Origin of the sequence: uncultured Proteiniphilum sp., from assembly GCF_937873925.1 — a bacterium.
In the GTDB taxonomy this organism is placed as follows: domain Bacteria; phylum Bacteroidota; class Bacteroidia; order Bacteroidales; family Dysgonomonadaceae; genus Proteiniphilum.
In genome coordinates this window covers 1-12,953 of record NZ_CALNAT010000263.1, presented here as the reverse complement: position 1 = coordinate 12,953, position 12,953 = coordinate 1, and the positions used below count along the sequence as shown (strand labels likewise).

9 protein-coding genes and 1 pseudogene are annotated in these 12,953 nt (G+C 47.2%); 7 read left to right on the top strand and 3 right to left on the bottom strand.

What is annotated here, in order from left to right:
* Positions 1 to 83: 83 nt before the first annotated feature.
* From Q0502_RS18850 to Q0502_RS18820, 7 genes are all read left to right on the top strand, one after another.
* Entirely contained in the window at positions 84 to 1,982 is a 1,899-nt protein-coding gene (locus Q0502_RS18850) for a methylmalonyl-CoA mutase family protein (RefSeq protein ID WP_298654115.1), read from the top strand.
* A 37-nt stretch (positions 1,983 to 2,019) separates the two neighbouring features.
* Positions 2,020 to 2,385 carry a four helix bundle protein gene (locus Q0502_RS18845; protein ID WP_298654113.1) on the top strand — a complete coding sequence of 122 codons (366 nt, stop codon included), beginning with the start codon at positions 2,020 to 2,022 and terminating at the stop codon, positions 2,383 to 2,385.
* Positions 2,386 to 2,427: 42 nt separating this feature from the next.
* The gene (locus Q0502_RS18840; RefSeq protein WP_298654111.1) at positions 2,428 to 3,339 is read left to right on the top strand and encodes a prenyltransferase; all 912 of its coding nucleotides are present in this window, start codon (positions 2,428 to 2,430) and stop codon (positions 3,337 to 3,339) included.
* Positions 3,340 to 3,544: 205 nt separating this feature from the next.
* Complete coding sequence (gene scpA / locus Q0502_RS18835) at positions 3,545 to 5,692, top strand: methylmalonyl-CoA mutase (protein WP_298654109.1); 2,148 nt, start codon at positions 3,545 to 3,547, stop codon at positions 5,690 to 5,692.
* Positions 5,693 to 6,100: 408 nt separating this feature from the next.
* A complete protein-coding gene (gene corA / locus Q0502_RS18830; protein WP_298654107.1) occupies positions 6,101 to 7,165 on the top strand; it encodes a magnesium/cobalt transporter CorA in 1,065 nt (354 codons plus the stop codon).
* Between the two features lie 132 nt (positions 7,166 to 7,297).
* The gene (locus Q0502_RS18825) at positions 7,298 to 8,944 is read left to right on the top strand and encodes an ATP-binding cassette domain-containing protein (protein ID WP_298654106.1); all 1,647 of its coding nucleotides are present in this window, start codon (positions 7,298 to 7,300) and stop codon (positions 8,942 to 8,944) included.
* Complete coding sequence (locus tag Q0502_RS18820) at positions 8,937 to 10,535, top strand: ATP-binding cassette domain-containing protein (protein ID WP_298654104.1); 1,599 nt, start codon at positions 8,937 to 8,939, stop codon at positions 10,533 to 10,535. The genes Q0502_RS18825 and Q0502_RS18820 overlap by 8 nt, the downstream gene beginning before the upstream one ends.
* 8 nt (positions 10,536 to 10,543) lie before the next feature.
* Here the strand turns inward: Q0502_RS18820 and Q0502_RS18815 are convergent, their stop codons facing one another.
* The 3 genes and pseudogenes from Q0502_RS18815 to Q0502_RS18805 all read right to left on the bottom strand — a co-directional run.
* Positions 10,544 to 11,245, bottom strand: coding sequence for a DUF4919 domain-containing protein (locus Q0502_RS18815; RefSeq protein WP_298654102.1), 702 nt, complete (start codon positions 11,243 to 11,245; stop codon positions 10,544 to 10,546).
* 87 nt (positions 11,246 to 11,332) lie between these two features.
* A complete protein-coding gene (gene fabD, locus Q0502_RS18810; protein WP_298654100.1) occupies positions 11,333 to 12,214 on the bottom strand; it encodes an ACP S-malonyltransferase in 882 nt (293 codons plus the stop codon).
* Between the two features lie 162 nt (positions 12,215 to 12,376).
* A pseudogene (locus tag Q0502_RS18805) lies at positions 12,377 to 12,953 on the bottom strand (AMP-binding protein); the annotation flags it as partial.

Genomic DNA, 12,953 nt, shown 5'->3' with positions numbered 1-12,953 from the left:
GCGAGAATTGGAAATCGAGGAGCGAAGGCGACTCAAAACGACTAATTTTAATGAACCTCAAAATAATAAATAAACAGTAAATTATGAGTAATCAGAGAGAGAAACTTTTCACCGGTTTTCCTCCCGTTTCCACCGATGAGTGGATGGAAGTTATTACAAAGGACCTGAAAGGGGCCGACTTCCACAAAAAATTGGTATGGAGAACCAATGAAGGGTTTAATGTGAATCCTTTTTATCGTGCGGAAGATATAGAAGGATCCCGTGCGGCCGAGAATCTGCCGGGTCAGTTTCCTTATGTACGCAGCACCAGAAAGGATAATAAGTGGTATGTACGTCAGGAGATCAACGTGAAGGATTTCGCAGAGGCCAACAAGAAAACACTTGCCCTGCTCGAAAGAGGCATTACCTCTTTTGGTTTTCGTCTGCCGAAGAATGAACTTTCGGCTGAAAACCTGGAGACACTCCTTCAGGGGGTTGCTCCTGATAAGGTCGAGCTGAACTTCAGCACCTGTATTTCGCGCACCCTCGACCTGGCAGGATTGGTAACAGCATATATCCGGTCGCGGAATCTCAACGTGATGGAATGCTTCGGATCCATAGAATTCGATCCCTTCAGGAAAATACTGAAAAAAGGGATTGACGAACCCAACTGGGTGGAAAAGGCCGTAGAGATAGTGAAAATTACGGCGCCGCTTCCCCGCTATCGTGCCATTACCGTGACCGGGGACAGAATGAATAATGCCGGAGCCTACAGCTATCAGGAGTTGGGATACAGCCTTTCCTATGGAAACCAGGTGTTGTCGGCGCTGATCGAAAAGGGCGTCGACCCGTCAATGGCTGCAAAAAAAATAAAATTTGAGTTTGGCGTCGGCTCCAACTACTTCATGGAGATCGCCAAATTCCGTGCCGCACGCTGGCTGTGGGCGGAGATTGTGGCTGCTTACGAACCGGCATGTGCACATGATTGCGACAACAAAGCCGACGACGGTACCTGCCGTTGTGCCGCGAAAATGAATATCCATGCATCCACTTCACGATTCAACCAATCATTGTACGACCCTTATGTGAATATGCTGCGCACACAAACGGAGGCGATGTCTGCCACTATCGGCGCTGTCGATTCACTTACGGTACGTCCTTTCGATGAAGCCTTCGAGACTCCCACCGCTTTCGCGGAACGTATTGCCGTGAACCAGCAACTGCTGCTGAAAGAGGAGTCCCATTTCGATAAGATCACAGATCCTTCATCCGGATCCTATTATATTGAAACGCTCACCGCTGCACTGGTTGAACAGGCCTGGAAGTTATTCCTTAAGACCGAAGAAACCGGCTTCTATGAAGCGCTTAAGGCAGGCAGTGTACAGGATGCCGTCAATGCTTCGGCCGATGCCCGCTTTAATGCGGCAGCTAACCGAAGAGAGATCTTGCTGGGTACCAATCAATATCCCAACTTCGGGGAGGCCATGAGCCAAAAGATGGAAGATGCGGCGTCACATTGCGGTTGCGGAAGCGACGATGCACAAAACAGACCGCTCAAGCGGCTCAACACCCGCCGTCTCTCCAATGCTTTCGACGAGTTACGTCTGGCCACCGAGCGGAGCGGAAAAACGCCCAAAGTGTTTATGCTTACTATCGGTAATCTGGCCATGCGTCTGGCACGTTCGCAGTTCTCAAGCAATTTCTTCGCCTGCGCCGGGTATGAGCTCATTGACAACCTCGGTTTCAAAACTGTTGAGGAGGGAGTCAATGCGGCCCGTGCAAAAGGCGCCGATGTGGTGGTTCTCTGCTCTAGCGACGATGAATATGTTACCCTGGCTCCCGAAGCATACAACCTGCTTAAAGGGGGTAAGGAACTTTTCGTGGTGGCCGGCGCTCCCGCATGTGCGGACGATCTCAAAGCGATCGGTGTCGAGCACTTCATCAATGTGCGCAGCAATGTGTTGGAGACGCTGAAGACATTCAATGAGAAGCTTTTGTTATAGAGTAAAGAGTAAAGAATAAAGAGTTAGGATAACTTTTATGCATCATTTCAGAAAGTTAAATATTTGGTTGAAATCTGTTGATCTGGTTACAGATATCTACAGATTAACCCATACTTTCCCAACTCATGAAAGGTTCGGTTTAATATCACAAATGCAACGTGCAGCAATTTCTTGTCCGACTAATATTGCAGAAGGGTCGGCAAAGTCTGGTTATAAATATTTTGCCCGGTTTCTCGAAATTGCACACGGTTCTTTGCTTGAGCTTGGAACAGAGTTGATAGTTGCAATGAATTTGGGATATATCGATGTTGAAAAATATGAACTATATAAAGACAAGATAATCGAACTGCAAAAGATGATTTATTCTTTTAAAGATAGATTATATCAACAAGATGAAAGGTAAAGTCTTTGCTCTTTACTCTTTGTTCTTTATTCTAATTAAATTATGGACGGAGAAGGGAAACTGAAAAACTGGATCATCGTAGCGCATCCGTGGGCGTTCCCTGCATCGGCATCACCGGCGCTGATAGCCATATCTTATGTCTTTTATCTCTATAAAAGGGAAGGAATAGTTGAATTGAACTGGACCTACGGTATTCTGGCCTTTTTCGGCGCGATTATCTTCCATATGGCGGGAAATCTGATAGGCGAATATCACGACTATATGAGCGGAGTAGACCGGAAAGAGAAGACCGGTCCGCCCCGCCTGATCGTATTGGGGATATTCAAGCCTGCCACGGTGCTTTATTACGGCTATACAGTGTTCTTTATCGGTATTTTGCTGGGAATTTATCTCCTGTTGCATACCGGACTGCCGTTACTGTTTATAGGGGTTATCGGTATTATCAGCTCCACGCTCTACTACAAATTCAAGTATGTGGCACTGGGCGACCTGCTCATCTTCATTTGTTACGGCTTGTCGATCGCTTTGGGTGTGGCTTATGTCATGACCGCACAGTTGCTTTGGCCCGTACTGCTGGTGATCACACCCGTAGGACTGCTCATCGTGGCTATACTGCATGCCAATAATACACGCGATATGTTGCAGGATAAAGAAGCCGGTATACGCACCCAGGCCATGAATATGGGATTGGAAGGCGCTCAGATTTTTTATCAGACAATACTGCTGGCAGCCTATCTGCTGATCGCGATCATGGTGATGATACAGATGTTGACTAACTGGACGTTCTTAGTCCTTCTCAGTTTTCCGTTTGCCATTAAAAATATCAAACTGATGAGAAAGGCGACCATGGACGATCTGGGTATTATCCGTTTTCTGGATACCTATACGGCCCAACTGGTGCTGCTGTTCAGTCTGCTGATGGTGGCCGGCAATGTAATAGCTTCGTTTATATAGATGTAATTAAGGATAGGGGTACAAATGACGGTGCGTTCCATAATACAAAGGTGATTAAAATAAAACAATCGAATGTTTTCGTTAAGCTAAACGAGCAGAAGACAAGCTTGCTTGGATTATGCCGTAGCGAGAAAACACCTAATTTTTAATGAACCAAATCAAAATGTCTTGATTCTTGGTTCTTGATTCTAAAAGTCTAAAAAATATGAAACCAAATTTTAAAGATATCAATCTTCACTCAGCCGGCTTTTCTTCGACCGATGTGGCCGAATGGGCTGAAAAAAACGAGATCAAAGCCGATTGGCTTACGCCGGAACAGATCCCGGTAAAACCGGTCTACACGAAAGAAGACCTTCAGGGTATGGAGCATCTGAATTATGCTGCTGGCCTGCCGCCTTATCTGCGTGGTCCTTATTCCACGATGTATGTGATGCGTCCGTGGACCATCCGTCAGTATGCCGGATTCTCCACTGCAGAGGAGTCCAATGCTTTCTACCGCCGTAATCTTGCCTCGGGACAGAAAGGGCTCTCCGTAGCGTTCGACCTGCCCACGCACCGCGGCTATGACGCCGACAACGAACGGGTAGTGGGTGACGTGGGAAAAGCCGGTGTCTCCATCTGTTCGGTGGAAGATATGAAAATATTGTTCGATGGTATCCCGCTCAACAAGATGTCGGTATCCATGACCATGAACGGCGCCGTACTGCCTGTCCTTGCATTCTACATTGTAGCTGCACAGGAACAGGGGGCGCAATTGGAAGAGATGGCCGGTACCATCCAGAACGATATCCTGAAAGAATTCATGGTGCGCAATACCTATATCTATCCGCCGGAATTCTCAATGAAGATCATCGCCGATATTTTTGAGTTCACCTCGCAAAAGATGCCCAAATTCAACTCCATCTCCATCTCCGGATATCACATGCAGGAAGCCGGCGCCACCGCCGATATCGAGTTGGCCTACACCTTGGCCGACGGTATCGAGTACCTGCGCGCCGGTATCAACGCCGGTATCGATGTGGATGCTTTTGCGCCCCGTCTCTCGTTCTTCTGGGCTATTGGTATGAACCATTTTATGGAAATAGCCAAGATGCGTGCCGCACGCCTGTTATGGGCCAGGATCGTAAAGAGTTTCGGTTCTAAAAATCCCAAGTCGATGGCGTTGCGTACCCACTCACAGACATCGGGATGGTCGCTCACCGAACAGGACCCGTTCAACAATGTGGGACGTACCTGTATCGAGGCAATGGCTGCTGCACTCGGACATACCCAGTCGCTCCACACCAACGCGCTCGATGAGGCCATCGCGCTGCCGACCGACTTCTCGGCCCGTATCGCCCGTAACACCCAGATATATATTCAGGAAGAGACGCAGATCACCCGCCAGGTTGATCCGTGGGCAGGCTCCTACTATGTGGAATCACTTACACAGGAACTGGTCGATAAGGCATGGACACTTATTCAGGAAGTAGAGGAACTGGGAGGGATGGCCAAGGCTATCGAGACCGGCATTCCTAAAATGCGTATCGAAGAGGCGGCCGCCCGTACGCAGGCGCGTATCGACTCGGGCGTTCAGGCCATCATTGGTGTGAACCGCTACAGGCTCGATCAGGAAGATCCTATCGATATTCTCGATATCGATAATACAGAGGTGCGTAAGCAGCAGGTGGAACGCCTCGGTCAACTGAGAGCCAGCCGTGACAATGAAGCGGTACAAAAAGCGCTCGAGGCCATCACCCGCTGCGTAGAGACCAAACAGGGCAACCTCCTCGAACTCTCGGTAGAGGCTGCGCGGGTACGTGCTACGCTGGGAGAGATCTCCGACGCATGTGAAAAAATAGTGGGACGTTATAATGCAGTAATCAGAACAATTTCAGGTGTGTACTCAGCAGAATCGAAAGAGGCGCCGACGCTCGAGAAAGCGCGCGCCCTCACAGACCAGTTTGCCAAAAAAGAGGGGCGTAGACCCAGGATCATGGTAGCCAAAATGGGACAGGATGGACACGACCGCGGCGCCAAAGTGGTCGCTACCGGTTATGCCGACTGCGGCTTCGACGTAGATATGGGACCCTTGTTCCAGACGCCGGCCGAAGCAGCCCGTCAGGCCATAGAAAATGATGTGCATGTATTGGGTGTGTCTTCTCTGGCTGCCGGACATAAAACGCTTGTGCCGCAGGTGATCGAAGAACTGAAACGGCTCGGCCGTCCCGATATCGTGGTAATTGCGGGCGGTGTGATCCCTGCACAGGATTACGATTTCCTTTACCGTGCCGGTGTATCGGCCATCTTCGGGCCGGGAAGCTCGATCACCCAATCGGCATGTGATATCATGCGTGTGCTGATGGACGAGTAAGTAAGCGTATAATTTTTTATATTTACAGATCCGCTCTCCGAGCCTGTTTTGTCAGACAGGGTCGGGAGCGGATTATTTTTTATAATCAATTTGTAACCGATCGTAACCAAGAGATGTCCTATTTTCAAAAAAGATTATGAGTTGGAAATTATTTTTTTCGTTATTACTCTATAGCTTCATGTTACCTCTCAGTGCGCAAATAATGGATAAAGGATAATGGATAGCAATGAGAGTTTATCTGAACCGGCTGCTTATAAAACGGAAATTTTGTTCGATGGCTATGTAAAAACCGCTTTGGTGAATGCCGGGGCGGTTTTTTATAATGTATATTTACAATATGCGAAAAAGTTTTGTACCTTGCAACTTCATAATTTTTAATTTGTATTTGGTAATTCCTGACGTATGCGTATGCCCCACACTCCACTCAAGCGCAAAGAAGATATCGGACTCTCGCCGTATGAACTGAAATTTCGCGGCCGGCACCGCTCCGAAGAGATACGAATCACTCTTTTCGATATCGATTTCGAAAAGGTGGATGAATCGACAATCCGGTCGGTAGAAGAACTGCTGCCTTATAAAAATACCGATACCCTTACCTGGGTGAATATCGACGGATTACATAATGAGAAATTGATGGGAGAGTTGGTAGATACCCTGCAAATCCCGGCTGATATTTTATCGGATGTGATGGAGCCCGGCACACGTCCACAGATGGATGAATTCGACCATGGCCTTTTTATCTCTGTAAAAATGATGAAACTCGACGAAGAGACGAATCAGGTATCGGTCGACAACCTGAGCCTTGTGATGATGGACAACCTGCTGGTCACTTTTCAGGAAGAGAAGAGCGACTTGTTTAATCCTGTAAGGGAGCGGATCAGGAAGCACTCTAAGAGATTCAGGAAATTAGGCGCTGATTATCTCGCCTTTGCCCTGCTGGATATAGTAATCGATAATTATATCTTTATTCTGGGTGTACTCGGCGAAAAGATTGAAGACCTGGAAAACAGGATGGTGCTTCATCCCGGCAGGGAAACCCTCAAAATAATCAACCTTCTCAAACGTGAGCTCAGTAATTTGGGGCGTTATATAAGACCTGCCAGGGAGATGATCATAAGCCTTGCAAAATCGGATAGCGACTTTATCGCTCCGGCAAACGAAAAACACTACAAAGAACTCCAGGATAATATAAACCAGGTAGTAGAACTACTGGAGTATTACCGTGAACTGCTGTATGACGAGTTGAATATTTATCATTCTTCCATGAGCACGAAACTGAATGATATAATGGCGCTGTTAACTGTCTTTTCAGTGGTATTTATCCCGCTCACATTCATTGTAGGCGTGTATGGAATGAACTTCGACAATATGCCCGAACTGCATCTGCGATACGGATATTTTATTGTCTGGGGAGTGATGGTGATGGTTGCCGCCGGTATGCTCTGGTATTTTAAGAGGAGGAAATGGTTTTAAGATCCGGGAAACCTGATTTATGATTTTTATTTGTTTAAAATAATTATCTTTGTTGGTAATAAAATAAGAACCACTCAGTTCATTCAATATCCCCTCTTTTCAGTAATGGGGAAATAAAATCACAGACAATCAATGAGTTCAGATCAGGAAAGCGCTTCCCGGTGGCTGGGTAAGAAGATGATAGAAGCAAAAGGTCCGTATATTATAGCTTCAGTATTTACCATTGTAAGCGCGGGATGTTTTGTTGTTTTTTGCTGGTATTTGTCGGAATTTGCGGCTTCATGGCTCAACGAGGGACTGGTTTTGCCCAACCTGCTGCTGTATGCGTCGGCATTTCTCACGGGCAGGTATATTTTTGCCCATTTTGCGTCGCAGTGCAACTACAATGCAGGGAATATAATTGTTTCCAGAATCAAAAAACAAATTTATCCGGTATTACTCAACAACAGCCAATTGGATTCCACGTCAAGTGCCTTGTATGTTACCAGGATCAGCGACGACCTGAAACCCTTTTTTGCTTTTTTCATCCCTTATTCCGTGGCAACGGTTGTGGTCAGTACATTATTGTTAGCGGTTAGTTTTTGGGTGGAGAAATGGGTCGCTGTCATACTGCTGGTTTCGCTGCTGGTCATTCCCATGCAAATGGCCGTCATCGGTGTGGGTGCCGAAGCGCTCCACAAAAAACATGTCAATCTTTTCCTGAAATATTCGGCCGTTTTTTACAACCGTCTCCAAACCATTGCCGAAATTGTCAATTTAGATAATTTCAAAGTGCAATACCGTTTTTTGTCGGGAAAAAGTAAGGAATTGAACAAAGCGACTACCAGCGTGATGCGGGTTGCCGTCCTGTCCTCGGCGGTATTGGAACTTTTTGTTACGATTTGTATTGCGGCTATTGCTATTTACCTGGGAATGAGCCTGCTTGGAATTATGCCTGGTCCCAATTACGGGAAAGGGTATGATTTCCGTACCGCGCTGTTTTTGCTTACCCTTACGCCTTATTTTTTCTTTTATTTGCGGAAATTCGTTAGCGCTTACCACGACCGGAACAGAGCCTTGGCGTCGGCAGAGTTGTTGATGCCGATACTGAATGAAGAGATCGCTCCACCTTTGGCCGACACGAACGAAATGATTAACAATTTTGAGATCAAAAGCTTGAACTTTACTTATCCCGATTCGCCGGTCAAGGTATTGCACGACATCCATCTGCGATTGCCAATGAAAGGATTGGTGCTGGTGAAAGGTATTTCGGGTTCGGGAAAATCCACCTTGTTGAAAATATGTGCCGGGAGCCTGTTTGCGCGAGACGGTACGGTTTCGGTAAACGGGAAAGACAACACATGGTCGCATCAATGGCTGAAAGCGAACTCGTCGTACATGAACCAGTTTCCTTTCATCTTCGACGGAACGCTGCGATACAACGTGTTTCTCGAAAAAGAAGCAGACAAACACGACCGGTATCCTGAGTTTTTGGATAAGATCCTTATTAAAAAAGAGGAGGGCTGGCAAACCGGGTTGAGCCATAACGGCAAGCAACTTTCAGGCGGCGAAAAACAACTGGTCACGCTTGCCCGGATGATGCTGCACCCGAGGCCGGTTGTGATTCTGGATGAGCCTACAGCTAATTTGGACGCCGATACTATCGAAATTATTCTTCCGCAAATTGTAAAATTAGCCGAAGAACGGTTGGTAATCGTCGCCTCGCACGAAAAGATGTTCGATGCCGTGGCCGATACAATCCTTAACTTAAATTGGGGAGAACAGATGAAGTATGCATAAATTTATCGTACAACGGATATTAGAACCCTTCGCGGGCAAATGGCTGCAGGGATTTTTGCTGCTGGCTCTATGGACGGTGGCATTCGTTGCCCTTCCGGCTATTTCAGGATGGTTTCTGGCCATTTGCAGCGTGGTATTTATTACGGCAAACACCGCATTTTCATATTTGATCCCGTCTGCCATTATCCGTTTACTGGCGCTGCTGCGCACGGCGACGCGGTATTTCGAGCGGTTGGAAAACCACAAGACTACGCTCGATGTGCAGCAAAGCCTGCAGTTGAAAATTTTTCAATCGGTCGCCAAATTCCCCTATTTCAAAAAGCAGGTCAACAACAACTCTACGCTGCTCGAAAACAGTACGCACGGCATCGACCAGATACTCAACCACATCCTTTTATGGCTTTTGCCCTTTGCTGCGCTGATACTTTCGCTCGGCATCTACTTTCTCTTTATCGCCCTGTTTTCGCACGTCATAGCCATTGAGTTTCTGATTTCTGCCGCCGTTCTTCTGTTTATTGTCCCCCAACTGTTCTTTCGAAAAAACGGAAAACTCTATGAAGCGCTGAAAACGCATCGCGAAGAGAATAACCAGGCGCTCATCCAAAGTTTCAGGGGACGGATAGAGATCTCGAAATACAATCTGGAAGAGAAAGCTATCGGACAATATGAGCAAAAATTGTGGCAACTCGAACGATTGGAAAACAGGTTGCAAACTAACTCATTTTATCTTCAACTGATTGCCGGGCTTGGATTTAGCTATATGGCTGCTTTCCTGCTTTGGAATTCGGGCAACTATGGTATCGATGCCCCGACGGCTATCGGGATTTTCTTCGGTATCATGGCGCAAGCCGAGTTGTCTGAGATGCTTTTCTCCGGAAAATCGGAAAAAAGTTCGGTTGCGCATCAGATCAGGGATGTTGACTCGATTATCGAACAGGGCGAACAACCGGTTGAAACAGTACAGGTTCATTGTTCTCTGGAAAATGTAAGTGTAAAGAATATGAGTGCAAAAATCCCCGACGCCCCTGTGCGTACCGGGGAAGTGTCGTTAGAGATAAAAAAAGGGGAATGGGTTGCGCTCTTCGGAGAAACGGGGAAAGGGAAAACCACACTGCTGAATAGTCTTTTTTATCCCGAATACCGCCGGAGCGGCTCGTTGACATGGAACGGTGATAAGGAATTATCGCATTTGCCTGTACCGGAGTGTGTGTATGTTACCCAAAAAGCTTATCTGCTTACCGGGACATTACGTGAAAACTTCGAGGGTTACCCCGACGAAGCGATTGAGCAGGTGTTGGAAACGGTCGATCTGGCAAGCTGGCATTTGTCGCTCCCCGATGGTTTGGGAAGCTGGTTAGGGGAAAACGGCGAAACGTTGAGCGGTGGACAGCGGAAAAAGCTGTTGCTGGCACAGGCGCTACTCAAAGAACCGCAACTGTTGGTTGTAGATGAACCCACAGCCGGTATAAGTTCCGAAAATGCGATTGCCATTTTCCGGAATATCAAACGCCGGTACCCCGATATTGCTATACTGATGGCTACCCACCTGAAAGATTTTGAAAATGTGGCGGATAAAATAATAAGAATTTAGCTTCTTATTTACATCTTACCTCCGCCGCGCGCATTCAGGTGATCAAGGATGGGAGAGATATTGAAATATACCCTTTCCACACCGAACCGGTTGTCTGCGAGCGTGAGATAATTCACCTTTTTGCTGCTCAGGATCTTATCTTCGCCTCCGAAATTGTATCCCAGGAAAGGAAGTATATCGTATTCATGCGCTACCTTGATCACGTAGAAAGGTGTGTCGGCCGACATCCCGTCCCCGGTTCCTGCAATCGCATTCTGCACAACATGTCTTTGCTGTGCCACTTTTTTATACTCTTCGGCATTGTTTTGCTGTGCGTATACCAGCAGCTTGGCATTCAACGCGCGCAGGTTGAACGGGTCTTCCAGCAGCAGCGCGTCGGAATATTGCAGGATACTGGTATAATCAGTCGGCGTGAACGATTTTTTCGATAACACTTCCGCCAGCTTGTTGTTATAGGCGGAGGTGTCCACAGGCATATACTGCGGCTGATAGATAAAGCCGAAATAGAGATGCCGTCCCTCTTCGAGGGTCATTTTCTCATCGCCGGCCATATATTTTTCCATCAGTTTCGGATGATAATAGGAAGAAGTCGGTTCTTTTATGTTCCTTTCGATCTGCGCAAAATCGGGAGCGCTGAAAAATTCTTCCTGCGCGTGTGCAGAGAATGCAACAGACGCAATGAATGTAAATATGAACAGTAATTTTTGCATAGCTTTCTGTTTTAGTAATTGCGTTACAGTGCAAATGTATTTTCTAATTTCGATTTTAACAAAAAAACTCTCCTAACAAAGTTTAATTCAACTCTTCCCTGAAACGGAGACCTCTCTGTTTATCTTCGAAATCAGTCCCTGTAATACGCTTCCGGGGCCAAGTTCCACGAACTCCGTGGCGCCGTCTGCAATCATGTTTTGTATCGATTGTGTCCATTTGACCGGTGAGGTGAGCTGTGCGATCAGGTTTCTCTTGATGGTTTCGGGATCGGTTTCACCTGTGGTGGATACATTCTGATACACAGGACAAACTGGTGCGGAAAAGCGGGTCGATTCGATCGCTTCCGACAATTCTACGCGGGCAGGTTCCATCAGCGGTGAATGGAAAGCGCCGCCTACCTTCAGCGGTAATGCACGTTTGGCACCGGCCTCTTTCATTAATTCGCATGCCCTTTCAATGCCTGTCATCGATCCGGAGATAACGATCTGTCCCGGACAATTATAATTGGCGGGAACCACCACCTCCTCTATCGATGCACAGATCTCTTCCACCTTTTCATCAGAAAGTCCCAGGATCGCAGCCATTGTCGACGGGTTCGCTTCACATGCCTTTTGCATGGCCAATGCACGGGCATATACCAGTTTTAGGCCGTCTTCGAACGATAAGGCGCCGGCAGTTACCAATGCGGAAAATTCACCCAGGGAATGCCCTGCCGTCATGTCGGGTTTGAATTCTTCGCCCAGCGTTTTCGCCAGGATCACCGAATGCAGAAAGATAGCCGGCTGTGTCACTTTTGTCTGTTTCAGGTCTTCGTCGGTTCCTGCAAACATCAGGTCGGTGATCCGGAACCCGAGTATTTCATTCGCTTTTTCGAACAATTCTTTCGCCAGGGGCGATGTTTCGTACAACTCTTTACCCATACCCACGAACTGGGCGCCCTGACCGGGGAATACGTATGCTTTTTTCATATGATTAATTTATTTTTAATTTCATATTCCAGATTCAATATTTAGCTACGCTGATTTTTAATTCAGATTTAGCTACGCTGATTTGCAATTTACATTCCAAATCTTGAATCTTGAATTTTAAATCTTGAATCTATATTACAAAATTACATTTTTTACGTGAGATCAAGGCCTGTTTTCTGATTTTTCCCGGATCTCTACCCGGCGGATTTTTCCGCTGATGGTTTTCGGCAGCTCGTTTACAAATTCAATCAGCCGCGGATATTTATAGGGGGCTGTCACATTTTTTACGTGCTCCTGAATCTCTCTGGCTAACTCTTCACCCGCTTGCGTTTTGTACTCTTCCGCCAGTACAACCGTTGCCTTGATTACCTGTCCCCTGATCTCGTCGGGCACGCCGGTAATGGCGCACTCCACCACGGCAGGATGGGTCATCACGGCGCTCTCCACCTCAAACGGTCCGATGCGGTAACCTGAACTCTTGATCACGTCGTCGGTACGTCCCACAAACCAGTAGTACCCGTCTTCGTCGCGCCAGGCCATATCGCCCGTATGATACACATGATCGGCATATACCTCCCGCGTGCGCTCTTCATCCCTGTAATACCCTTTGAACAGGGACAACGGCCGCTTTTCGCCGGTATAGAAAATAATTTCACCCTGCTCTCCATCTTCGGCCGAACGTCCGTCATGCGTCAGCAGATCCATTTTGTAGAGGGGGTTGGGAACCCCCATCGACCCC

Excerpts from the sequence above, each read along its gene's own strand:
- fabD (WP_298654100.1), bottom strand. The coding sequence starts at position 12,214 with ATGAAAAAAGCATACGTATTCCCCGGTCAGGGCGCCCAGTTCGTGGGT.
- corA (WP_298654107.1), top strand. The coding sequence starts at position 6,101 with ATGCCCCACACTCCACTCAAGCGCAAAGAAGATATCGGACTCTCGCCG.
- scpA (WP_298654109.1), top strand. The coding sequence starts at position 3,545 with ATGAAACCAAATTTTAAAGATATCAATCTTCACTCAGCCGGCTTTTCT.
- Q0502_RS18815 (WP_298654102.1), bottom strand. The coding sequence starts at position 11,245 with ATGCAAAAATTACTGTTCATATTTACATTCATTGCGTCTGTTGCATTC.
- Q0502_RS18840 (WP_298654111.1), top strand. The coding sequence starts at position 2,428 with ATGGACGGAGAAGGGAAACTGAAAAACTGGATCATCGTAGCGCATCCG.
- Q0502_RS18845 (WP_298654113.1), top strand. The coding sequence starts at position 2,020 with ATGCATCATTTCAGAAAGTTAAATATTTGGTTGAAATCTGTTGATCTG.
- Q0502_RS18820 (WP_298654104.1), top strand. The coding sequence starts at position 8,937 with ATGCATAAATTTATCGTACAACGGATATTAGAACCCTTCGCGGGCAAA.
- Q0502_RS18850 (WP_298654115.1), top strand. The coding sequence starts at position 84 with ATGAGTAATCAGAGAGAGAAACTTTTCACCGGTTTTCCTCCCGTTTCC.
- Q0502_RS18825 (WP_298654106.1), top strand. The coding sequence starts at position 7,298 with ATGAGTTCAGATCAGGAAAGCGCTTCCCGGTGGCTGGGTAAGAAGATG.